This window comes from Gordonia westfalica, from assembly GCF_900105725.1.
Classification (GTDB): domain Bacteria; phylum Actinomycetota; class Actinomycetes; order Mycobacteriales; family Mycobacteriaceae; genus Gordonia; species Gordonia westfalica.
Genome location: NZ_FNLM01000034.1, coordinates 2,953,059 through 2,976,319 on the forward strand (window position 1 = coordinate 2,953,059; position 23,261 = coordinate 2,976,319).

Here is a 23,261-nt window from a genome sequence, read left to right on the forward strand (position 1 = left end):
CGCGTGGGCACCGGTACCGTGCTGGCCGTCTGCGCGGCCGGCCAGGACGTCGTTCTCGACGGCATCGGCCCGTCCGCGATCGACAAGCGCCCGCTGACCGGTCGTGCCGAGGTGCACGAGCTGGGTCTGGCCGCCGACCACGTGCGCGACAAGAAGCACCACGGCGGTGTCGATCAGGCGGTCTACGCGTATGCCGAACCCGACGCACGACGCTGGGCCGGCGAACTCGGACGTGAGCTTCCTTACGGCTGGTTCGGTGAGAACCTCCGTATCGATGGGATCGACGTCACGGACGCGCTCGTGGGTGAGCGGTGGCAGGTCGGTGACGACGGTCTCGTCCTGGAGACCACCATCCCGCGGGTCCCGTGCCGCACCTTCGCGGTGTGGGCGGGCGAGCCCCGATGGGTCAAGCGGTTCATGGATCAGGCGGATTTCGGCGCCTACCTGCGCGTTCTCCAGCCGGGTACGGTGGCCGCCGGCGATTCCGTGACGGTTGTCCACCGTCCGGACCACGGCGTACGGGTACGGCATCTCCTCGCCCACGGCGATCCCGAGGCGATCCGGGCGCTCCTCGAGCACGACGATCTGCCCGCCAAGGTGCGACGTGAGGCACAGCGCGTCGTGACCAGGACAGATAGGAGCCGCGGCGTGGCGAGGCAGGGCGTGGCACACAAATCCTAGAGGCGCGCTAGACTGGTCAGCACGACAGAATTACTTCAAGAGAACGGGGCCGCCAAATTGTTGGCCGCCCCGTCATTTTGCGAGGGGGTCCCGTATGGGCCGCGGCCGGGCAAAGGCAAAGCAGACGAAGGTTGCTCGTCAGCTGAAGTACTCCACTCCGAACACCGATCTCGAAAGCCTGCAGCGTGAGCTGTCCGGGCAGACCAGCTCGGTAGATCGTCCGGATCCGGTGGATGAATGGGTTGACGAGGACGAGTGGCGACGCGCCTGAGGCGCGCCACTCGCGGGTGCCGACCTCATCTTCAGGCACCCGATCTCAACCCACGACCTCTCCGCTCAGCGGAACCGCGGTAACGCGGGCTGATCTTTTCGTACGTACCAGGCGGCCGCAAGTGATTGCGGCCGTCTGGTGCGTACGGGGTCGTTCTCATGACAGACGGCGATGCTCGCCGCGGTGTCAACCACCGACGGGTATCGCCGCTCAGTGCTGTCTGTTTCCGGGCGACGAGTGTCGTGGGTGACGAGCGGCGATCGTGCCGACGAGCGAACAACGCCGAAAGCGGCGGGAACCGAATGGTCCCCGCCGCTTTCGGCGTTCGTCGTGCGAGAGGCGTTGCGAGCCTCGGGCTCGCAGCAGCACCGCTCAGAAGCGCGGGTGCTCGCCCACCAGTGAGGCGCGCGCACCCGACTCGGTGCTCTTGGGGTCGTTGGATCGCTTGATGGTGCCGAGCACCCAGTTGTCCACGTGGCGCGCGGTCAGAACCGCCTGTGCGCGATCGGTGTCCTCCGGGGCGACGACAGCGACCATGCCGACACCCATGTTGAAGGTGCGCTCCATCTCGAGCTGTTCGACGCGTCCGCGCTGCGCGATGAGAGCGAAGATCGGCGCCGGGGTCCACGTGTTGCGCTCCAGCTCGGCCACGAGCCCCTGCGGGATGACGCGGGCCAGGTTCTCCGCGAGTCCGCCGCCGGTGATGTGCGCGAAGGTCCGCACGTCGGCCTCGGCGATCAGCGCCAGGCAGTCGCGTGCGTAGATGCGGGTCGGCTCGAGCAGTTCCTCGCCGAGCGAGCGACCGAACTCCTCCACGTGGCCGAAGAGGTCCATGTGACCCCACTCGAGCAGCACCTTGCGGGCGAGCGAGTAGCCGTTGGAGTGCAGGCCCGACGCCCCCATGGCGATGACGACGTCACCGGCACGGACACGGTCGGGGGTGAGGACCTTGTCGGACTCCACGACGCCGACGGCGGTGGCCGACAGGTCGTAGTGGTTGTCCTGCATGAGTCCGGGGTGTTCGGCGGTCTCGCCACCGAGCAGCGCGCATCCGGCCTCGACGCAGCCGTCGGCGATGCCGGCGACGATCTGCGCGACGGTCTCGGGGACCACCTTGCCCACGGCGATGTAGTCCTGGAGGAAGAGCGGCTCGGCTCCGCAGACGACGAGGTCGTCGACGCACATGGCGACGAGGTCGCGTCCGACGGTGTCGTGCTTGTCGATCGCCTGCGCGATGGCGAGCTTGGTGCCGACGCCGTCGCTGGCGGCGGCGAGGACCGGCTCGCGGTAGTTGCCCTTCAGTGCGAAGAGGCCCGAGAAGCCACCGATGCCGCCGAGGACCTCCGGACGCGAGGCCCTCTTGGCGTGCGGAGTGATGAGCTCCACCGCCCGCTCACCGGCGTCGATGTCGACTCCGGCCGCCGCGTACGAGGCCGCCGGCGTGGCGCCCGTCGTCTCGTCGGCAGCCGCATCCCGCTCCGTCATCTCCGCAAGCACCCCTTGTCGAAAAGTTGTTCTCGGCGTGTTCGCCGACGATCACACGGTACCGGAGTGCCTTGCCCCCGAATTCAGGGACGCATCACTGCGCTGGCGTTGTCGTTGGGCTTGGTCAGCGGGTCGACCGTTCCGTCGTGCGCGGCGGACGCCAGCATCTGCTCGAGCACCGCCTTGCCCATGGAGGTCTCCTCGGGCAGTTCGATCGGGTAGTTGCCGTCGAAGCAGGCCGCACACAGTGCCGAGGCGGGCTGCTCGGTGGCACCGATCATCTCGTCGATGCTGATGTAGCCGAGCGAGTCGGCGCCGATGGCCTGACGCACGCCCTCGACCATGCCCTCCTCGGACTCCATGCCGTTGGCGATGAGTTCCGCCGGAGAGGCGAAGTCGATTCCGTAGAAGCACGGCCAGCGCACGGGGCTGGAGGCGATCCGCACGTGGACCTCGGCGGCGCCGGCCTCGCGCAGCATCCGGATCAGGGCGCGCTGGGTGTTGCCGCGCACGATCGAGTCGTCGACGACGACGAGCCGTTTACCGCGGATGACCTCGCGCAGCGGGTTGAGCTTGAGGCGGATGCCGAGCTGTCGGATGGTCTGCGACGGCTGGATGAAGGTACGGCCCACGTAGGCGTTCTTCATCAGGCCCTGCCCGTAGGGGATGCCCGATCCCTGGGCGAAGCCGACGGCGGCGGGCACCCCCGACTCCGGCACCGGGATCACCAGGTCGCCCTCGGCGGGATGTTCCTTGGCGAGGCGGCGGCCGATCTCCACGCGGGTGGAGTGGACCGACCGGCCGTGGATGTTGGAGTCCGGACGCGCCAGGTAGACGTACTCGAAGACGCAGCCCTTCGGCGTCGGCTCGGCGAAACGCTTGGTCCGCACGCCGTCGGCGTCGATGGCCAGCAGCTCACCGGGCTCGATGTCGCGGACGAAGGAGGCGCCGACGATATCGAGCGCGGCGGTCTCCGACGCGACGACCCAGCCGCGGTCGAGGCGTCCGAGCGAGAGCGGGCGGACGCCGTGCGGGTCGCGCGCCGCGTACAGGGTGTGCTCGTCCATGAAGGTGAGGCAGAAGGCGCCCTTGAGGGTCGGCAGCAGTTCCATCGCCGCCTGCTCGATCGAGCTGTCGGCGGCGCCGTGCGCCAGGAGTGCGCCCACGACGTCGGAGTCCGACGTCGCCGCCGAGCTCTTGATGCCCTTCTCACGAGCGCGGGCCGCCAGGTCGGCGGTGTTGACGAGGTTGCCGTTGTGCCCGAGCGCGACGCCGGTGCCGGCGTCGGTCGTGCGGAAGATCGGTTGGGAGTTCTCCCAGGTGGTCGAACCGGTGGTGGAGTAGCGGCAGTGCCCGATGGCGACGTGGCCGCTCATCGCGCCCAGTGTCTGCTCGTCAAACACCTGGCTGACCAGGCCCAGGTCCTTGAAGACGACGACCTGGCTGCCGTCGCCGACCGCGATGCCCGCCGCCTCCTGCCCGCGATGCTGCAGTGCGTAGAGGCCGTAATAGGTGAGTTTGGCGACGTCCTCGCCGGGTGCCCAGACCCCGAAGACGCCGCATTCCTCGCGCGGTTCGTTCTCGGGCTGGTCCACCGGCGCCGGGTCGGGCGCGCATCCACCGGCTGCGGAGCATCCGCCCGCCGTGGGAGCGAGCAGGTTCACGTTGGCGATCGGATGATCAGTCATCGACTAGCTCCCCTGGGCTGCGAATCGGATAACACGTCAATGTGCGGGAGACAATTCGGAGTTTACGTGCCGGTTGCCTCACAGAGCGAATCTTCCAGCGGTGTCCGAAGCGCCGTAATTCCACGTGAGGGCACTCCAGTGACCGATCACACTCTCCGAATCCCCGTTTCACGGGGCGGCAGGCCCCAGCGGGACGAGTGGCATCAGCTCCGCCACCAGCTCCGCGCGGTGTCCCGACGCGTCGACCGCTCCGGCGCCCAGCGCCGCGTCGTAGGTCTGCAGTCCGGTCACCATCAGCAGCCACGTCCGCGGCGAGGTCTCGACGACGTTGGGCGGCGTCCCTCTGGTGTGGCGCGGTCCCTCGATGCACTGGACCGCCACGAAGGGCGGCACGCGAACCTCGACCGAGTTGCCCGGGGCGAGGTGCTCGAGGGTTCGCGCGGTCAGGCGGACAGCGGCCGCGAGCGCGGGCCGCGCCGGCGCGGGGGCCGAGGAATCGGTGAGCCAGTCCGCGACCGCGAGGACGGCGGCGCGGACCTCGGCCGGGTCGGGTCTCTTACGCGGGGGCACGTCAGTCATCTTGCAACGCCGGTTGGCGCAGCCCGAATTCGGGCAGTATGTGACGCATGGGCGCGGAAGTGACCAAACAGGAGTTCACCGGCGAGGATCGCGTGAGGTTCCGCCGTCAGGTCAGTCGTGGCACCGACGCGATCGCGCGGATGCTGTCCGACGGGTTGTTCACCGATCAGGGACGCCCACCCAAACCCCTCCTCGGCATGGAGGTCGAACTCAACCTCGTCGACGAGCAGATGCGTCCGGCCATGGCCAACGCGACCGTCCTCGAAGCGATCGCCGACCCCGACTATCAGACCGAACTCGGGCAGTTCAACATCGAGATCAACGTCTCGCCGCGACCCTTCACCACCGACGACACGATCTCCCTCGAGCAGGCGTTGCGGACGTCGCTGAACCGCGCGGAGGAACGCGCCGCCCGCACGAACAACCACCTGGTCATGATCGGGATGCTCCCGACCCTGAAGGCCGAACACTTCGCCCATCACTGGATCTCGGCCAACCCCCGCTACGACCTGCTGAACGAGCAGATCTTCAACGCGCGCGGCGAGGACCTCGAGATCGACATCAGCGGTGTACCGCTGGCCGACGGCCATCACACCGAACGCCTGCACACGTCCACCGATTCGATCCTCCCCGAAGCCGCCTGCACCTCGCTGCAGCTGCACCTGAGGGTGGCCCCGGAAGACTTTGCGGCGCACTGGAATGCCGCCCAGGCGATCGCCGGCATCCAGGTGGCACTGGCCGGCAACTCCCCGTTCCTGGCCGAGACCGCACTGTGGCACGAGAGCCGCATCCCGGTCTTCGAGCAGGCCACCGACACCCGGCCGCTGGAGCTGAAGAACCAGGGCGTCCGGCCACGCGTGTGGTTCGGCGAGCGCTGGATAAACACCATCTTCGATCTCTTCGAGGAGAACACCCGCTATTTCCCTGCGCTGCTGCCCGTCTCCACCGACGTCGACCCCCTGGCCGAACTCGACGCCGGGCGCATCCCGACGCTCGACGAACTGCGACTGCACAACGGCACCGTGTACCGCTGGAACCGGCCGGTCTACGACATCCACGAGGGGCAGGCACATCTTCGCGTCGAGAACCGGGTGCTGCCCGCCGGGCCGACGGTCGTCGACACGATGGCCAACGCCGCCTTCTACTACGGGGTGGTCCGGGGGCTCGTCGAATCCGACCGTCCGCTGTGGTCGCAGATGTCGTTCAACGCGGCAGCCGAGAACCTCCAGTCCGGCGCCCATTTCGGGATGGAGTCACAACTCTATTGGCCCGATGTGGGTTGGGTGCGGCCGGACGAACTCGTCCTCCGTCGCCTGCTGACCCTCGCCGAGAAGGGGCTCCGCGCGTACGGCGTCTCGGACAAGGCCCGCAAGAGATACCTGTCGGTGATCGAGGGACGCTGCGTCACCCGGCGGACCGGGTCGGTGTGGCAGCGCGAGGCCGTCGCCGCCCGCGAGAAGGCCGGCGAGAGCCGGTCGGCCGCCCTGAGCGGCATGCTCGCCGACTACGTGACGCACATGCACGAGGGCGAACCCGTCCACACCTGGGAGGTGTGATCGCGCAACCTATCCGGCGACCAGACCCCGCCCGGTGATGAGCGGCAGGTCCAGGGCGGTCACCAGACCCGGTTTCGCATCGACCACCGCGGCAACCGAATTGACCAGGCGCATGGCCGTGACGATCATCCCGGACACGTTGTGGTCGCCGCTCTCACCGTGGTGGCCGAACTCGACGGTCATCTCCGGCTCGCCGGAGATGGCGATCCGATAGCAACCGTCGCCCTCGTGCGGGGTCGGCCACTCGGGGCACTGGTCCGCGTGCGTGCGCGTGTAGTGCTCCAGCACAACACGATCCACACCATTCACCTGCCCGGCGACCTCGAACCGCAACGCCGCCATCGTGCCCTTCGGGATCTCCACCGACACGGTCGAATAGTCGCGGTCCGCCGCGACCCGCTCGACCCGTTCGACGAGTGGCTCGTCGAGTGTGAGGTCGAGTCCGGCGGCGATCTGGCGCACCACGCTGCCCCAGCCCATCGACAGGATTCCCGGCGACAGCAACAACGGTGTGGTGTCCATGGGTTGCCCGAAGCCGAACAAATCGCGCATGACGACCGGCTGGTAATACGTCGAATAGTCGGCTATCTCCTGGCACCGGACCTCGTCGATCCGCTGCGAGAGACTCGTCATCGACAGCGGCAGGACGTCATTGGCGAAGCCGGGGTCGATGCCGTTGACGTGCAGGCTGGCGCCGCCCGACTCACCGGCCGCGGAGATCCGTTCCAGCAGCCGGTCGGGCAGGATGCCCTGCGGGAACTGCAACACCACCGGTCCGCTCGACACCACGTTGATCCCGCTCTCCACGAAGGAGATCAGGTCCTCGATCGACTCCATGACGCGGTCGTCGGTCATCGCGGTGTGCACGATGCAGTCGGGTCTCAGGGCGATCAGCGCGTCGCGGTCGTCGGTGGCCGTGACACCGAGGTCGCGGCCGAGACCCGCCAGTTCGCCGGCGTCCTTCCCGACCTTGCCCGGACTCGACACCCAGACCCCCACCAGTTCGAGGTCGGGATGGGCGTCGATCCCGGCGATCGCATGTCTTCCGACGGTTCCGGTCGACCACTCGACCACGCGCAGTGCCATGCCCTCAAACTAGAACACGTTTCAGGTCTGCAGGGCGGGTTCGGCGAGAACGGGGCGCGACCGCCACCAGAGGCCGGTGACCACGGCGACGGTGGCGGCCATGCAGATCCCGGCCAGGACGAACGCCCCCGCCATCACGGCGCCGGGCGTGGACTCGTCGACGAACGGGCCCGGCAGGAAGGTGAAGACCAACCCTGCCGCCCAGGCCGCCACATTCACCGGTATCCACTGCCACGCACCGGGAAGCCGGCCCCGGAGAACGACGTACTGGGCCGACGGGATGCTGACCAGCAGAACCACAGCGCCCGCCCCGGTGACCATCCAGGTGAGTGGATTTCCGAAGTCGATGTCCACACCGAGATCGATGAGACTCGACGGGGCCATCCCCAGCGACCACGCCAGCATGGCGCCGACCGCGGTGGCCGGGACCCATTTCGACGTCGGTACCTGCCACAGCGTCCCGCGAAGGGCCATCGCCTGACCGAAGCCCAGAAGCGCGCCCTCGCCCGCCCCGCAGGCGACCATGAACAACCACGTCCATCCGGGCGGGAACCCGGCGATACCCGAGATCGCGAACCCGGCCACCGGGATGAGGAATCCGGCCGACTCGGCCGCCGTGACAACACCGACCCATCGGAGCATCGAGAACGTCGCCATCTGCCAGACCCTACCGAGACTAGGCTCGGAGGACGATGTCCGAGATCAGCTCACCGTCGCCCTCCGGTCCGTCGTCGACCCCGCTGTACATCGACTTCGACGGCCACCGGACCATGCTCAAGTGGCACCGGGGCCGACGCCGCGCCGCCGATCCGGCGTTCACCGCCACCCGCATCGTCGAGGGCATGCGGCTCGGCGCCAGTATCGAAGTGGATCTGGTCATCCACGCCGACCGAGGTTTCGCGATTCTCCACGACCGCACCGTCGACCACGCGACCACCGGCACGGGCGCGATCGCGTCACTGCCGGCCGCCTACCTCCGCGGCCTGGCCCTGCGTGACAACCACGGGAATCCGATCGACGAACGCGTACTGCTGCTCGAAGACCTCACCGAACTGTTCTCCGACATCGATATCGCGCCCACCTCGATCCTCCAACTCGATTTCAAGGAGGACGACGCCGCACTCGATCCACGGGCAGTGGACATATTCGCGCGGAGCGTCGAGCCGTTGGCCTCGCACTACATCCTGTCGTGCGGCGACGCGGCGGCCGTGGCGCGCCTGACGGCGGCCGCCCCCGGAATCCGCGTCGGCTACGACCCCTGCCATCGTGGCGCCGCCGACGCCGCGATCCGATCCGGGGATTTCGACGGTTTCGTCGCGCGGGCCCTCGCCGCGTCACCGGATGCCGAGATGATCTACCTCGAGAACCGGTTGATCCTCGCCGCGGACCGCCGTGGGTACGACCTGGTCGGCGCGTTCCACCGGCACGACCGGCTCGTCGACGGCTACACCGTCACCCGCATCGGACCGGACGCGGTCCCGGAGATCAAGCGGCTCCTGCAATTGCGGGTGGATCAGATCACCACCGACGATCCGGAGGGGCTCGCCGCACTCGATCTCGAGCGCACCCCGTCGAGCAGAGGGGAACGACTGGTCCGCTGGGTCCGGCGCACCGCGGGTGCCGGCCGGTCAGACGTGTAGCGACCAGAACGGTTCCACCGGGACGTTCCGGACGACGAACCAGCCCAGCACGACGACGAGTACGACGACCGCCGACCAGCGCATGTTCTGCCAGCCGCGAATCCGCCGGCCGGTCCACAGCCGCAGGCAATAGGCGCCGAATGCGAAGAGCAGCAACCCGATCGCCAGCACACCGACCGCGTTGTAATGGAGGGCCGCCGGGAGGTCGCCGTGCAGGAGCGAGTAGAGCGCACGCTGCGATCCGCAGCCGGGACAGGTCACGTCGAGGAGAAGTTTGGTGGGACATACCGGGAGAACACCACCCGGGGTGGTGGGGTCACCCAGCAGCACTGCGGCACAGCAGATCCCGGCTCCGACGACCACTGTCGCCGGACCCAGGATCCGATGGCCGGAGAGGGCCGACGCCCGTCCGAGGACGGCCTTCTCGAACCGCTCAGTACGTGGACGTGGTGGCGCTTGCACCGATGATCAAGACCGCGATGACGAAGTAGGCGACGACGATGAGGATCGATCCGACGACACCGATGATCGCGCCCCACATCGCCCACTTCTTGGCGTCGTCGGCCGCTTTCTGGGCTCCTGCGAAATCTCCGGCGGCCCACAGCTTGCTGACCGAGGTGGACTTGACGATCGCGACGATCCCCAGAGGCAGGCAGCACAGGACGGTCGTCAGGATCGCCCACACGAGGTTGTTGTCCGGCTCCGGACCGGGCGCCACGCCACCCGGATATGAACCATACGGTTGCTGTCCGTATCCAGGCGCACCGTAGTTCGGCTGCTGGTTCGGATCATAGGGATAGCTCATCTGCGCCCTTTCGATTCTCGCTGAGAACTCCAGGAGCGTAACCGACCCGCACCGTGTTCGGCGGATCGGGAAATCAGATTGCTTCCAACGGTATACGCGCAACGTTCCCGCAGGCGAGAACGTTGCGCGCTACAACGAGACGGATCTACGCGGTGTCGCCGAAGAGACGCGGCAGCGTCGCCTCGCGCACCTCGCGCAGCTCGGTGAGCGGCACGGAGAAGTAGTCCTGGATCTCGACCTCGTCGCTGCCCTGATCCACCACGCCGATGCGGGTCCACGGCATCTCGCGGGCGTCGAGCATCGCGGTGAAGCGCGACTCCTCGGTGCGCGGCACGGCGACCAGCACGCGTCCGGCCGATTCGGAGAACAGCCAGACGAAGGGGTCGGCGTCCTCGGGCAGCAGGATCCGGCAGCCGGTCTCGCCGGCCAGCGCCGCCTCGACGACGGTCTGGACGAGTCCGCCCTCACTGAGATCGTGTGCGGCCGAGATCAATCCGTCGCGCGACGACGCGGTCAGGATCTCCGACAGCAGGCGCTCGCGTTCGAGGTCGACCTGCGGGGGCACACCACCGAGGTGGTCGTAGGCGACCTGCGCCCAGATCGAGCCGTCGAACTCGTCGCGCGTCTCGCCGAGGAGGATCAGCGTCTCGCCCGGTTCGGTGCCGAAGCCCGTCGGGATGCGGCGATGGACGTCATCGATCACTCCGAGAACACCGATCACCGGGGTCGGGAGGATCGCCGTCGCACCGGTCTGGTTGTAGAAGCTCACGTTGCCGCCGGTGACCGGGATGCCCAGCTGCGCACAGCCGTCGGCGAGGCCGCGGACCGCCTGCTGGAACTGCCACATCACCGCCGGGTCCTCGGGCGAACCGAAGTTGAGGCAGTTGGTGACGGCCTTGGGCGTCGCGCCCGAGACGGCGACGTTGCGGTAGGCCTCGGCCAGCGCCAGCTGCGCGCCGCGGTACGGGTCGAGGAAGGTGTAGCGGCCCGACGCGTCGGTCGCCAGCGCGATTCCGCGTCCGGTCTTCTCGTCGATGCGGATCATGCCGGAGTCGGCGTGCTCGGCCAGGACGGTGTTGCCGCGGACGTAGCGGTCGTACTGGTCGGTGATGAACTTGCGGCTGCACAGCGCCGGGCTGGCGAGCATCGCCAGCAGCGTCTCACGCAGCTGATCCGGCGTGCTCGGACGCTTCAGCGGTTCGGTGGTCGAGGCGATCACGGTGTCCTGCCAGTCCGGACGCGCCACCGGGCGCTCGTAGACCGGGCCGTCATGGGCGACGGTGCGCGGCGGCACGTCGACGACGGTCTCGCCGTTCCAGGTGATGACCAGGTGGTCGCCGTCGGTGACCTCGCCGATCACCGTGGCGAGCACGTCCCACTTCTTGCAGACCTCGAGGAAGGCGTCGACGTTCTCCGGCGCGACGACGGCGCACATGCGTTCCTGCGACTCGCTGGAGAGCACCTCGGCCGGGGTCATGCCCTCGGCGCGCATCGGCACCTTCTCCAGGTCGATGTGCATGCCGCCGTCCCCGGCCGCCGCGAGTTCGCTGGTGGCGCAGGACAATCCGGCACCGCCGAGATCCTGGATACCCACCACGAGTCCAGCGTGGTACAGCTCGAGACAGCACTCGATGAGCACCTTCTCGGTGAACGGGTCGCCGACCTGAACACTCGGGAGCTTCTTACGGCTCGGGCCGGAGCTCTCACCGTCGTCGTCGAAGGTCTCCGACGCCAGCACGGACACGCCACCGATGCCGTCGAGGCCGGTGCGCGCGCCGAACAGGATGATCTTGTTGCCGGTGCCCGACGCGAACGCCAGGTGCAGGTCCTCGGTCCGCAGCACCCCCGCGCACAGGGCGTTGACCAACGGGTTGCCCGCGTAGCTGGCGTCGAAGACGGTCTCGCCGCCGATGTTGGGCAGTCCGAGCGAGTTGCCATAGCCGCCCACACCGCGCACCACACCGTCGACGACGCGTCGGGTGTCGGGAGCGTCGGCCGGGCCGAAGCGCAGCTGATCCATGACCGCGATCGGCCGCGCGCCCATCGCCATGATGTCGCGGACGATGCCACCGACACCGGTCGCGGCACCCTGGTAGGGCTCCACGTAGCTGGGATGGTTGTGCGACTCGACCTTGAAGGTCACCGCCCAGCCGTCGCCGATGTCGACGACGCCGGCGTTCTCGCCGATACCGGCGAGCATGCCGGCCCGCATCTCCTCGGTGGTGGTCTCTCCGAAGTAGCGGAGATGGACCTTCGACGACTTGTAGCTGCAGTGCTCGGACCACATCACCGAGTACATGGCGAGCTCGGCGTCGGTGGGTCGACGGCCCAGTATCTCGCGGATCCGGGCGTACTCGTCGTCCTTGAGACCGAGTTCGCGGAACGGTTGCGGATGATCCGGGGTCGAGGAAGCAGCTGAGACGGTATCCACCTGGGCACTCACGCTGACAAGTCTAGGCGGGCCCGGCCCGTCGGAGGCGGCGGGGCGGACCATCAGGCCTTCGGCGGCCCTCCCCTGGGACATCTGTTCCCGGGACGGGCCCGATCTCGGGATAGTCTGTTCACTCGAGCCGCGCAGTGCGCGGGACGTGCGCGGGGGTGCCACACGCCGACGCCGCGTCGGGCACGACGTTGACACAGGGGGATGAGATGGCCGATGTCCGGAAGGCGAGGGCACTCTTCGAGCTGGGCGTCCTGTCCTTGAACATCCCGGTCGACGGCCAGGAACCGATCAACAATCCCGCGCAGGCCACCAAGGCGTTCACCCGCGCGACCGAGTGGGACCCCTCGCTCGGCGACGCCTGGATCGGGCGCCTGGCCTGCGGCGACAAGAGCGACGAGGTCCTGCTGGGGCTGTACCGGGCTCGCGCGTCCATCGGTGCGGAACAGCGGCGCCTCGGGCTTCCCCCGGGGACGATCGCCGGTCGCTGGTACACCGGGATGCACATCGACTATCCGGCGATGACCGCGATCGACGCGACGGCCGCCTATGCCTCCAGCCTCATCCGTGGCGCCGACTACGCCGGTGCCGAGGAGGTGCTCGACGAGATCCCGCCCGCACACCGCCTGCCGATCGTCGAGTTCATCCGCGCCCACCTGCACTTCGCGACCAAACGGTGGCCCGACGTGCTGGCCGCGCTGACCCGCTCGGACCGGTGGGGGGACACGGTCATGCAGGCCGTGGCCGACTACATGGCCGGAACAGCCTGCGTGAGCCTGGGGATGCTCGGCGAGGGCATGCGTCGCCTGCAGAACGCCATCGACGGCCCGATCGCCGCATGCTCGACGGCGGCGATGTTCGCCTATGCCCTCGCACTCCGCGAACAGGGGCATGAGGAGAAGGCGAAGGCCATGCTCGAGCAGGTCTACGCACGCAATCCGGAATACACCGCCGCGGCGCAGGCCATACAGTCCCCGTCCTTCCGCCTCGCCCTCACGACGCCCGAGCAGATCGCCGAACGCAGCAACCCCTGGGACCCGGCCTCGGTGCCGGACCGGAATCAGACCCTGGTGTCGCCGGACGGAGCCGACGGCGCCCCCGAGAACGAGCTGGTGACCGCGGCCCAGCGCGAGCTGGACGAACAGATCGGACTGGAGTCGGTCAAACAGCAGGTCGCCAAGTTGCAGTCGGCGGCCACCCTCGCCCGGGTTCGGGCCGACCGCGGACTCTCGACGTCGGCGCGCAGCCTGCACCTGGCCTTCACCGGGCCGCCCGGAACCGGTAAGACGACGGTCGCCCGGATCGTCGCCAAGATCTACTGCGGGCTCGGCTTCATCAAGTCCGACAAGGTCGTGGAGGCGACCCGCCGCGACCTGGTCGGAGAGCATCTCGGTTCCACCGCCATCAAGACGTCGGCGCTCATCGACTCGGCCATGGACGGTGTGCTGTTCATCGACGAGGCGTACACCCTGATCCAGAAGGGCCTGTCGGGAGGCGACGCGTTCGGCCGCGAGGCCGTCGACACCCTGCTGGCCCGGATGGAAGACGACCGCGATCGTCTCGTCGTGATCATCGCCGGCTACGACTCGGAGATCGACCGGTTCCTGTCCGCCAACGACGGCCTCGCGTCGCGTTTCGCACGACGCGTCCGATTCGAGTCGTACACACCGCAGGAACTCGCGCAGATCGGCGAGTTCATCGCACGCAAACGCGATTCGGTCCTCACCCCGGAGGCGGCCGCCGAACTCGAGCAGGCGTGCGCGCCGCTCTACCACGACGTCCGTGAACACGACGGCGGTACGCGTCGTGCCACCGATCTGGCCGGCAACGGTCGCTTCATCCGCAACATCGTCGAGGCCGCCGAGGAGGAACGCGAGTTCCGGCTCAGCTCGGCCGGCGACCTCGCCTCGTTGTCCGCCGACGATCTGATGCGCATCGAACTCGCCGATGTCCGGTCCGCCATCTCCGGTGTGCTGTCGGGTTTGAGACGCTGACGGTCTTCCACCACAGCATCACCGTTCTCGCATTCCCAGAGAGGTTCCCCATGCCCGTCCCTCGCACCCGTATGCCCCGCACCCGTCTGCCCCGCACCCGTCTGCTCGGTTCCGGCCTGCTCGCCGGCGCAGTGGTGCTGTCGCTGTCGCTCGCCGGCTGCTCGTCCGACGACTCCGAACCGGCACCGTCCGCGACCGTCACCGAACAGACCACCGCGCCGCAGACCCCCGCGGAGCAGAGCACGTCGGCGGCGCCGAACTCCACGGCCCGGCCCCAGACGAGCGCCCGGCAGACGGCGGGGAGCTCCGCGGATGCCGGCGACCCCAAGGCCCTGAGCTGCCGCGACTTCCGGGCGCTCGAGGACGAGGGCCGTGCGGCTGCCGTGGCGGCGCTCGGGGTCAAGTCGAACGCCGATCAGGTCGCCACCGTGGCGGCGACGGCCTGCCTCGGTCGTCTCGACGACAAGGTCGCCGACGTTGTCGGTGAACTCGTGCCCACTCGCTGATACTTTCGTTATCCATGAACGCCCGCCCGTGGACAGTGCTGCACGGCCCCTTGTTCTCGCGCAGCAATCCGCTTGACCGCGAACACGCAGCACCGCGCATCAGCGCCTACATCTACGGCAACATCCTGATCCTCGCCGCGCTGATCCCGTTGCACCTCACCGACGACTTCGTGGGCATCCTGATCCTGCTGGGCACGGCGGCGTCGACCTTCGTCGCGCATGTCTTCGCCGAGGCGGTGGGACGACGCGTGCACGAGGGCGCGATCCATCCGACGAAGACGACAGTGCTGCACCATCTTCGGGACTCGGTGCCGATCCTGTCCTCGGCATCGGTGCCGTGTCTCATCCTGGCGATGGCGTGGGTCGGCTGGATCGAACCCCGCACCGCCCAGTTGGCCGCCGAGATCGTGATCCTGCTGCGTATCGGCGGAACGGTCTTCGTCATCGATCGACTGAACAACGAAAGACCAAATCGCGCAACGTTGATCGGTGCGACGGCGGTCACCGTGGTGGCGACCGTCATCGTCGTGATCAAGGTCGTGCTGACGCACTGACCCAGTGCACGGCATTCGCTGTGAATCGCCGATCCTTGATGAGCAGACTGGTCGGATATCATCGCCCGCGAACGGATTATGCGATTTCACCTGACGACTCGGGGGACCTGGTGACCAGATTGCACATTCGCACGCTCGCGGCGACGCTACTCGTCACCGCGGCGGCTGTTGGTTTCAGCGCCTGTACCACGGACGGCACTCCGCTCGCCTCACCATCGGATCTGAGCGCCCCGCCGACGAGCACCGCGTCGAACGACGACGACTACGACTACCGCAGCCCGACGTCGACGACGGTTCCGCGCACGACCTCGACCGAACCGCCGATCTCGGACGTTCCGCCGCCACCCGACTCCACAAGCATCACCTGTCGGGAGTTCCTGACGATGGACAAGTCCCACCAGATCGCGGTGCTCAAGGGCGTCGGTGCGACCCGGAACTTCGAAGTGGTCGCCACCTTGTTCAGCATCACCTGTCGCGCCACACCGGACGCGACCATCTACGACCTGATACACAATCCGCCGCGCTGAGCCGCCCCGCGAAGTCCTCGGACGTGGCCTCGGCGTGCGTCAGGCGCCGGCACCCTCGGTCGTCACGGTGAGGATCGCCTCGACGTACTCGGGTCGGCAGATGACGAGGTCGGGCAGGTAGGTGTCGTCGTTGTTGTAGACCAGCGGCGAACCGTCGATCCGCCCGCACCACAGGCCTTTTGCCTGTGCGACGGCCACCGGGGCGGCCGAATCCCATTCGTACTGGCCCCCGGCGTGTACATAGGCATCCGCCTCACCCCGGACCACCGCCATCGCCTTGGCCCCCGCCGAACCCATCGGCAGCAGTTCACCGCCGACGGCGGCCGCGACCTCGTCGGCGAAAGCCGGTGGCCGCGAGGAGCTGACGACGACACGGGGCACGCCGGTGCGCGGCCGCGACGCCAGTCCCTCCGTGGGTTCGACGACCGTCTCGTCGTCGAGGTAGGTCACGCCGAGCGCCGGAAGCGCCACCGCACCGGCGATCAAGCCGCCGGTCGCCGACCACAACGCCACGTGGACGGCCCAGTCGGCGCGGCCTGCGCCGGGCTCGTATGTCCCGTACTCGCGCGTGCCGTCGACGGGATCGACGATCCACACACGCTCGGCCTGCAGCCTCGACTTGTCGTCGGCCGACTCCTCCGACAGCACCGCGTCGTCGGGTCGCTCCTCGGCGAGGCGCCGTAGGAGGAAGTCGTCGGACTGCCGGTCGCCGGCGTTGCCCAGTTCCTTGCCGGTCAGGCCGCTGGTCCGGCGGATGTCCAGGAGGAGCTCTCCTGCCGCGGTGGCCAGTTCGCCTGCGAGTGCTCGATCGTCGGTCACGGGTGTCCCCTTTCTGGCGGTCTGCCGGTCACAGTCCCAGGTTACGGAGAACCATGTCGGCGACGTCGGCGGGCGCTCCATCGGCGGGGGTGATGACGAGTTCTGCATCGGCCGGCCGTTCATACGGCGAGTCGATGCCGGTGAACTGACTGATCTCTCCCCTGCGGGCCTTGCCGTACAGGCCCTTCGGGTCCCGACGCTCGCACTCCTCGATCGGCGTGTCGACGAAGATCTCATAGAACGCGAGACCCCGCTGGGCGTGGATCTCGCGGGCGCGTTGCCGCTCCTCGGCGAACGGGCTGATCAGCGACACGATCGCGACCGCACCCGAGTCGGCGAACAGCGCCGCGACCTCGCTGGTCCGGCGGATGTTCTCGCGCCGGTCGTCGTCAGAGAAGCCCAGATCGGAGTTCAGGCCGTGTCGCAGGTTGTCACCGTCCATCAGATAGGCGGGCCTCCCCTCGGCCACGAAACGCCGCTCGAGTTCGACGGCCAGGGACGACTTCCCCGAACCCGAGAGACCGGTCAGCCAGATGGTGGCACCTCGATGTGCGCGATGTTCGCGGGAGACCTTGCTGGCCTGCCAGACGATGTGACTGTCGTGGCTGACCGGCGCGGTGATCATGCCCGCGCCCACGGTGCGGTTGGTGGCCTCGTCGATGAGGATGAAGCTCCCGGTGTCGCGGTTGCGCCGGTACGAGTCGAACATGACCGGCTCCTGGGTGTGCACGGTCACCCGGCCGATCTCGTTGAGCGACAACGCCTCGGCGTTCTCGTCGCGGTGCAACGAGTTGACGTCCAGCCGGTAGTTGAGGCCGGTGATCTGCGCACGGGTCAACCGGGTGCCGCACAGGAGTTGATATCGGTTGTGCGAGCGCAGTTCCGCGTCCTCGGCGAACCAGCACACCATCGCGTCGATGTCGCGTCCGACGTACGGCCGGTTGTTGGGCCGCGCGAGCACGTCGCCGCGCACGATGTCGATCTCGTCGGCGAGTTCCACCGACACCGCCATCGATGCGAACGCCTCGTCGACGCCGACTCCGCCGGGAGCCCAGATCTCGGTGATCGTGGTGCTGAAACCGCTTGGCAACACGACGACCTCGTCGCCCTTGGCGAAAACACCACCCGCCACCGTGCCGGCGTACGCGCGATGGTCCGCACCGTCGCTGCGCTGTGGACGGATCACGTACTGCACCGGCAGGCGGGCATCGATGAGGTTGCGATCCGACGCGATGTAGACGTGCTCGAGGTGGTTGAGGAGCGGACGGCCCTCGTACCACGGCATCGCGGCGGACTGCTCGACGACGTTGTCGCCACGCAGCGCCGACACCGGTATGAAAGTCAGGTCGACGACGTTCAGTTTGGTCGCGAAATCGATGAACTCGGCGCAGATCTCGTCGAAGCGCTCCTGCGACCAGTCGACGAGATCCATCTTGTTGACGCACACCGTCAGGTGCGGGATCCCGAGCAACGACGAGAGGAACGCGTGTCGCCGGGTCTGTTCCAGCACACCCTTGCGGGCGTCGACGAGGATCATGGCCAGGTCTGCGGTCGACGCGCCGGTCACCATGTTGCGGGTGTACTGCACATGCCCGGGGGTGTCGGCGATGATGAATTTCCGCCTGGGAGTGGCGAAGTAACGGTACGCGACGTCGATCGTGATGCCCTGCTCGCGTTCGGCCCGCAAACCGTCGGTCAGGAGCGCGAGGTTGGCGTACTCGTCGCCCCGCTCCGCACTGGTCCGCTCGATCGACTCGAGCTGGTCGGTAAAGATCGCCTTGGAGTCGTACAGCAACCGGCCGATCAGCGTCGACTTTCCGTCGTCGACGGACCCCGCGGTGGCGAGGCGCAACATCTCGGTGGCGCCCCCGACGGCGCTGGACCCGCTCATCAGAAGTACCCCTCCTTCTTGCGATCTTCCATGCCCGACTCCGAGATCCGGTCGTCGGCGCGCGTGGCCCCGCGTTCGGTCACCCGGGTCACCTCGATCTCCTCGATCACCTTGCGGACATCATCGGCCGCCGACAGCACACACCCGGTGCAGGTGGCGTCGCCGACGGTACGGAAGCGCACCGTCTCGGTTCGCACTTCCTCACCCGGGAGTTCTTGCAGGAAACGCGTTTTCGCGAGCAACATGCCGTCGCGGGGGATCACCTGGCGCTGATGGGCGTAGTAGATCGACGGCAGGTCGATGCTCTCCTCCGCGATGTACTGCCAGATGTCGAGTTCGGTCCAGTTCGACAGCGGGAACACCCGGATGTGCTCCCCCTTGGAATGGCGCCCGTTGTACAACCGCCACAGTTCGGGGCGCTGGTCGCGCGGGTTCCACGCGCCGAACTCGTCCCGGAAGCTGAAGACCCGCTCCTTCGCGCGCGCCTTCTCCTCGTCGCGCCGCGCACCGCCGAACACCGCGTCGAAGCGGTTCTCGGTGATCCCGCGTAGCAGCGCCGTGGTCTGGAGACGGTTGCGGCTCGCACCGGGCCCGGTCTGCTCGACGACCCGTCCGGCGTCGATGTCGTCCTGCACGGAGCTCACGATCAGGCGGACGCCGGTCTCGGCGACCACCCGGTCGCGATATTCGATCACCTCGTCGAAGTTGTGCCCGGTGTCGACGTGCATCAGCGGGAACGGGATCGGCGCGGGCCAGAACGCCTTGCGCGCGAGGTGGAACATGACCACCGAGTCCTTGCCGCCCGAGAACAGCAGCCCCGGTCGTTCGAAGGTCGCCGCGACCTCGCGGAAGATGTGCACCGACTCGGCCTCGAGGGCCGCTAGGTGCGACAACTCGTATCCGCGCCTGCCGGACAGGTGTGCGTGCCGGTCGCCGGTGCCCCGGCCATCCGCATCGGTCGTGCTCGTCACCGTGCGCAACCCCCTTGACATGTCGAATATTCGACACTAAGTGTTGACAATGTGACACCGACCGTAGGCGACTCTTCCGATGCGCGTCAACCGGCGCGCGCCGCGTCGCCACCCACCTCGCGGGTCGTCCACATCGTCGAACTGCTGGCCGGTGCGGATCAGCCGGCGCTGACCCTTGCCGAAATTGTCCGCCAGACCGCGCTCTCGCGCGCCACCGCACACGCGATCGTCGCGGAACTGACCGAGCACGGCTGGCTGAGCCGCGATCCCGCCACCGGACGATACGGAATCGGCCCCGGATTCCTCGCCCTCGCACGGACCGCGGGCGACGCCGATCACCTGGACCGATGGGCCGGCGCCGCGGCCCACACGCTCTGCGACCGCTTCGCGATCCCGTTCTTCGTCGCGCGTCGATCCTCGACGGACTTCGTCACGCTCGCCGCGCACGCCTTTCCCCCTCATCTCGCCGCCGACTCCGAACCGCATCCGTGGTTTCGCAACGGCAACCGCATCCGGATCCGTCCACCGATCTGCCGCGAGTTCATCGCCTGGGACCCGTCGGACGCCCGCGACGCCTGGATCTCCCAGGCCGCCGAACCCACCCGGACCCGGTTGCGCATCGTCCTCGACGTGATCGCCGACCGCGGGTACTCGATCGAGCGGATGACCGACGACCATGCGGCGATCATCGAAGCGCTGAACTCCCTCGACGCGATGCCGGAGACGCTGCGGACCAGGGTCGGCGACCTGCTGACCGAGCTGTCGGTGATCGACTACCTGCCGGATGAGCTCGACGAGGAGGCCGGCGAAGGGGTCCCGGTCGTGACCATCGGTGCGCCGATCTTCGACGACGCGGGGCGCGTCATCGCCGCGATGGTCGCGTGCCCGAACACGACGCTGGACGTCGCCGACCTGCACTCGATCGCCGACGCCACCCGTACCGCCGCCGACGAGATCTCGTCGCATCTGCGATGAGTTCGGCTGCCACGGAGGGTCTACCTCCTTACCGGCCGGAACTCCACCGTTTGACCGACACGGATTCGGCGTAGTCGGTGACGAAACCGGTCGGCAGACGCGACAATCGCCGGGAGTCGGACCGACCACCGACCGCCATCACGACGTGAGGAGATCGAACATGGCCAGGACGAAGACGTTCACCAGATCGGCCGCCGCCGCGCTGTCGATTGCCGCCGCCGCGGGGCTCGGCCTCGCCGGCACCGGACAGGCCGAGGCGTCACGCGAGTTCCCGGTTTCCAACTGCATCGGCCCGAGCCCGAACATCGTCGACCTCCCGTTCATGGTCCGGCGAGCCATCGTCGGCACCTATGCCGGCAACGCCTACATCGCCGCGGACTTCCCGAGCTACTTCCCCGGCGGCTACCAGTCGTCGTTGCGGATGGACTGGCACAACCCGTCCACCGGGAAGCGGGGCTCGAAGATCAGCAACACCCAGGTGCGCCCGCCCTACCAGGGCGTCCACAACTTCGTCATCCCGGTCAACCAGATCGGCAAGGGCCGGGTCAACGTCACCTTCGGCGCCGTGAACCGCAATGCGCTGTGGAGCGTGCCGTCGACGAGTTGCAGCGGAACGATCGTCATTCCCTGACGCCGCTCACCGGAGGCACGACTACCAACCAAGCACTTGCTAGGTTACGCTCGTTGGCATGAGTGATGCCGCCATCCCGCCCGTACTCGGACCCGACGATCTCGGCCCGGACACCACTCCGGTCGCCTATGAGGTCGGCGGGCCCGATGGTGCTGTCGCGTACGTGACGCTGAACCGCCCCGAGTTCCGGAATGCCCAGAACTCGGTGATGACCTACTCGCTCGACGCCGCCTTCCGGAAGGCCGTCGAGGACGCCTCCGTGAAGGTCATCGTCCTGCGCGCCAACGGCAAGCACTTCTCCGCCGGACACGACATCGGCACCCCGGAGCGCGACTTCGACACCTACTACGAGAACGCCGCCGTCCTGCACTGGGATCACACCGACAAGACCGGCGCCGATCAGCGTCTCGCCCGCGAGATGGAGGTGTACATGGGGATGTGCCGCCGCTGGCGCGACATCCCCAAGCCGCTCATCGCCCAGGTCCACGGTGCGTGCATCGCCGGCGGTCTGATGCTGGCCTGGATCTGCGACTTCATCATCGCCTCCGACGACGCGTTCTTCTCCGACCCGGTGGCACGCATGGGCATCCCCGGCGTCGAGTACTTCGCGCACGCATACGCCCTCGGCACCCGCCGCGCCAAGGAGATCCTGTTCACCGGTGAGCGTTTCACCGCCACGCAGGCCGCCGACTGGGGCATGGTCAACCACGTCGTGCCGCGAGAGCAGCTCGAGACCAAGGTGAACGAGATCGCCGAGAAGGCGGTCGCGATGCCCATGCAGGGGCTGTTCCTCAGCAAGAAGGCCGTCAACATCTGCGAGGACCAGATGGGACTGCGCAATTCGATGGACTCGGTCTTCGGATGGCACCACTTCGCCCACTCGGCCAATGCCGAGGCGTCCGGCGGCGATTCGCTCGGCGGGATGGACGCCAAGTCGATGAAGGCCGCGGGATCGACGGTCAACACCGGTTCGGGATCGGGTAGCTGACATGGACCTCCTCTTCGACGATGCGGCACAGCGGTTCCGGGCCGAGATCCGCGACTGGCTGGCCGAACACGTACCGCGCGAGCCGCTTCCGTCCATGGACACCGCGGAGGGGTTCGAGGCCCACCGCGAATGGGAACGCACGATGGCCGCCGATCGCATGTCGGTCGTCAGCTGGCCCGAGGAACACGGCGGCCGAGACGCGCCCCTCCTCCACTGGGTGATCTTCGAGGAGGAGTACTACCGGTCGGGTGCGCCGGGACGGGTCAGCCAGAACGGCATCTTCCTGCTCGCCCCGACACTCTTCGAGCACGCGAGTCCCGCTCAGCTGGAACGCATAATGCCGAGGATGGCCCGCGCCGACGACATCTGGGGCCAGGCGTGGAGCGAACCGGAGGCGGGCAGCGACCTCGCCTCGCTCCGTTCGACGGCCGTGCGCACCGACGGCGGCTGGCTGCTCAACGGACAGAAGACCTGGAGTTCACGGTCGAGTTTCGCCGACCGCGCCTTCGGCCTGTTCCGCACCGACAAGGAGGCCCAGCGGCACAAGGGCCTCACCTACTTCATGTTCGATCTGCGCGCCGAGGGCGTCACCGTCCGCCCGATCGCACAGCTCGACGGAGAAGCCGGTTTCGCAGAACTGTTCCTGGAGAACGTCTTCGTCCCCGACGACCCGGCGAATCCCAGAGATTCCGGGGTCATCGGCGAGGTCGACAACGGCTGGCGGGTGGCGATGAGCACCGCGGCCAACGAGCGTGGACTCTCCCTCCGCGCGCCGGGCCGCTTCCTCGCCACCACCGACCGGCTCGTCGAACTGTGGCGGTCGAATCGCGACGAGGTGCCCTCGACGGCCAACACCGACGCTCGCGTCGCCGACGCCTGGATCGGCTCCCGGGCCTACGAGTTGTCCACCTGGCAGACCGTGAGTCGCCTCGCCGCCGGCGGACAACTCGGCATGGAGTCCTCGATCAACAAGGTGTTCTGGTCGCAGTGGGACATCGCCGCCCACGAGACCGCACTCGATCTGCAGGGACCGGACGCCGAACTCGACGACGCCTGGATGGACGGTTATCTGTTCTCCCTGTCCGGCCCGATCTATGCCGGCACCAACGAGATCCAACGCAATGTCATCGCCGAGCGACTCCTCGGCCTTCCTCGCGGAGATCGCTGATACCTC

23 protein-coding genes are annotated in these 23,261 nt (G+C 67.9%); 12 read left to right on the forward strand and 11 right to left on the reverse strand.

Translation table 11 applies throughout. The features are described from left to right. Positions 1-3: 3 nt before the first annotated feature. Both BLU62_RS18805 and BLU62_RS18810 read left to right on the forward strand, forming a co-directional pair. Positions 4-681, forward strand: a complete 678-nt coding sequence (locus tag BLU62_RS18805; protein ID WP_074851280.1) for an MOSC domain-containing protein — start codon at positions 4-6, stop codon at positions 679-681. 94 nt (positions 682-775) lie between these two features. After that, positions 776-952, forward strand: coding sequence for a DUF3073 domain-containing protein (locus tag BLU62_RS18810; protein ID WP_006435696.1), 177 nt, complete (start codon positions 776-778; stop codon positions 950-952). A gap of 372 nt (positions 953-1,324) precedes the next feature. On the opposite strand, the gene purM is transcribed toward BLU62_RS18810, so the two are convergent. The 3 genes from purM to BLU62_RS18825 all read right to left on the reverse strand — a co-directional run bounded on the left by purM (position 1,325) and on the right by BLU62_RS18825 (position 4,704). Continuing rightward, positions 1,325-2,437: a phosphoribosylformylglycinamidine cyclo-ligase gene (gene purM, locus BLU62_RS18815; RefSeq protein ID WP_074851281.1), complete on the reverse strand. Its 1,113-nt coding sequence runs from the start codon at positions 2,435-2,437 to the stop codon at positions 1,325-1,327. An 83-nt stretch (positions 2,438-2,520) separates the two neighbouring features. Beyond that, positions 2,521-4,125: an amidophosphoribosyltransferase gene (gene purF, locus BLU62_RS18820; RefSeq protein ID WP_074851283.1), complete on the reverse strand. Its 1,605-nt coding sequence runs from the start codon at positions 4,123-4,125 to the stop codon at positions 2,521-2,523. Between the two features lie 168 nt (positions 4,126-4,293). Further along, the gene (locus BLU62_RS18825; RefSeq protein ID WP_074851285.1) at positions 4,294-4,704 is read right to left on the reverse strand and encodes a sterol carrier family protein; all 411 of its coding nucleotides are present in this window, start codon (positions 4,702-4,704) and stop codon (positions 4,294-4,296) included. Positions 4,705-4,751: 47 nt separating this feature from the next. Between BLU62_RS18825 and BLU62_RS18830 the strand changes: the two genes are divergently transcribed. Continuing rightward, positions 4,752-6,260 (forward strand): glutamate-cysteine ligase family protein, encoded by a 1,509-nt coding sequence (locus tag BLU62_RS18830; RefSeq protein WP_074851287.1) that lies wholly within the window; start codon positions 4,752-4,754, stop codon positions 6,258-6,260. A 9-nt stretch (positions 6,261-6,269) separates the two neighbouring features. Here BLU62_RS18830 and BLU62_RS18835 read toward each other — a convergent pair whose 3' ends face one another. Together BLU62_RS18835 and BLU62_RS18840 are read right to left on the reverse strand one after the other, a co-directional pair. After that, entirely contained in the window at positions 6,270-7,346 is a 1,077-nt protein-coding gene (locus tag BLU62_RS18835; RefSeq protein ID WP_074851289.1) for an NAD(P)H-dependent amine dehydrogenase family protein, read from the reverse strand. 21 nt (positions 7,347-7,367) lie between these two features. Then, the gene (locus BLU62_RS18840; protein ID WP_074851291.1) at positions 7,368-8,003 is read right to left on the reverse strand and encodes a hypothetical protein; all 636 of its coding nucleotides are present in this window, start codon (positions 8,001-8,003) and stop codon (positions 7,368-7,370) included. Positions 8,004-8,038: 35 nt separating this feature from the next. Here BLU62_RS18840 and BLU62_RS18845 point away from each other — a divergent pair, with 35 nt between their 5' ends. Beyond that, positions 8,039-8,986, forward strand: coding sequence for a glycerophosphodiester phosphodiesterase (locus BLU62_RS18845; RefSeq protein WP_074851292.1), 948 nt, complete (start codon positions 8,039-8,041; stop codon positions 8,984-8,986). Here the strand turns inward: BLU62_RS18845 and BLU62_RS18850 are convergent. From BLU62_RS18850 to purL, 3 genes are all read right to left on the reverse strand, one after another. Then, the gene (locus BLU62_RS18850) at positions 8,975-9,331 is read right to left on the reverse strand and encodes a DUF2752 domain-containing protein (protein WP_074853016.1); all 357 of its coding nucleotides are present in this window, start codon (positions 9,329-9,331) and stop codon (positions 8,975-8,977) included. The genes BLU62_RS18845 and BLU62_RS18850 overlap by 12 nt on opposite strands. A gap of 88 nt (positions 9,332-9,419) precedes the next feature. After that, positions 9,420-9,791, reverse strand: coding sequence for a CD225/dispanin family protein (locus BLU62_RS18855; RefSeq protein ID WP_074851295.1), 372 nt, complete (start codon positions 9,789-9,791; stop codon positions 9,420-9,422). A gap of 145 nt (positions 9,792-9,936) precedes the next feature. Beyond that, complete coding sequence (purL, locus tag BLU62_RS18860) at positions 9,937-12,285, reverse strand: phosphoribosylformylglycinamidine synthase subunit PurL (protein ID WP_244278372.1); 2,349 nt, start codon at positions 12,283-12,285, stop codon at positions 9,937-9,939. Positions 12,286-12,440: 155 nt separating this feature from the next. Here purL and eccA point away from each other — a divergent pair, with 155 nt between their 5' ends. The 4 genes from eccA (at position 12,441) to BLU62_RS18880 (ending at position 15,812) form a co-directional block, all read left to right on the forward strand. After that, entirely contained in the window at positions 12,441-14,225 is a 1,785-nt protein-coding gene (gene eccA / locus BLU62_RS18865; RefSeq protein ID WP_074851298.1) for a type VII secretion AAA-ATPase EccA, read from the forward strand. Between the two features lie 50 nt (positions 14,226-14,275). Continuing rightward, positions 14,276-14,731: a hypothetical protein gene (locus BLU62_RS18870; RefSeq protein WP_244278254.1), complete on the forward strand. Its 456-nt coding sequence runs from the start codon at positions 14,276-14,278 to the stop codon at positions 14,729-14,731. Positions 14,732-14,745: 14 nt separating this feature from the next. Next, a complete protein-coding gene (locus tag BLU62_RS18875) occupies positions 14,746-15,285 on the forward strand; it encodes a hypothetical protein (protein ID WP_074851301.1) in 540 nt (179 codons plus the stop codon). A gap of 110 nt (positions 15,286-15,395) precedes the next feature. Continuing rightward, positions 15,396-15,812 (forward strand): hypothetical protein, encoded by a 417-nt coding sequence (locus tag BLU62_RS18880; RefSeq protein WP_074851303.1) that lies wholly within the window; start codon positions 15,396-15,398, stop codon positions 15,810-15,812. A gap of 39 nt (positions 15,813-15,851) precedes the next feature. Here BLU62_RS18880 and BLU62_RS18885 read toward each other — a convergent pair whose 3' ends face one another. From BLU62_RS18885 to cysD, 3 genes are read right to left on the reverse strand one after another with little or no spacing between them, the layout of a single operon-like run. Continuing rightward, a complete protein-coding gene (locus BLU62_RS18885; protein WP_074851305.1) occupies positions 15,852-16,631 on the reverse strand; it encodes a 3'(2'),5'-bisphosphate nucleotidase CysQ in 780 nt (259 codons plus the stop codon). A 28-nt stretch (positions 16,632-16,659) separates the two neighbouring features. Then, complete coding sequence (gene cysC / locus BLU62_RS18890) at positions 16,660-18,522, reverse strand: adenylyl-sulfate kinase (RefSeq protein ID WP_074851307.1); 1,863 nt, start codon at positions 18,520-18,522, stop codon at positions 16,660-16,662. After that, positions 18,522-19,493, reverse strand: coding sequence for a sulfate adenylyltransferase subunit CysD (gene cysD / locus BLU62_RS18895; RefSeq protein WP_425284569.1), 972 nt, complete (start codon positions 19,491-19,493; stop codon positions 18,522-18,524). The genes cysC and cysD overlap by 1 nt, the downstream gene beginning before the upstream one ends. A 51-nt stretch (positions 19,494-19,544) precedes the next feature. On the opposite strand from cysD, the gene BLU62_RS18900 reads away from it, so the two are divergent. The 4 genes from BLU62_RS18900 to BLU62_RS18915 all read left to right on the forward strand — a co-directional run bounded on the left by BLU62_RS18900 (position 19,545) and on the right by BLU62_RS18915 (position 23,255). After that, positions 19,545-20,468, forward strand: coding sequence for an IclR family transcriptional regulator (locus BLU62_RS18900; protein WP_074851311.1), 924 nt, complete (start codon positions 19,545-19,547; stop codon positions 20,466-20,468). 160 nt (positions 20,469-20,628) lie between these two features. Then, positions 20,629-21,099 carry a hypothetical protein gene (locus BLU62_RS18905; protein ID WP_074851314.1) on the forward strand — a complete coding sequence of 157 codons (471 nt, stop codon included), beginning with the start codon at positions 20,629-20,631 and terminating at the stop codon, positions 21,097-21,099. Positions 21,100-21,157: 58 nt separating this feature from the next. Beyond that, entirely contained in the window at positions 21,158-22,087 is a 930-nt protein-coding gene (locus BLU62_RS18910) for an enoyl-CoA hydratase (RefSeq protein WP_074851316.1), read from the forward strand. Between the two features lies 1 nt (position 22,088). Then, positions 22,089-23,255: an acyl-CoA dehydrogenase family protein gene (locus BLU62_RS18915; protein ID WP_074851318.1), complete on the forward strand. Its 1,167-nt coding sequence runs from the start codon at positions 22,089-22,091 to the stop codon at positions 23,253-23,255. Positions 23,256-23,261: the final 6 nt, after the last annotated feature.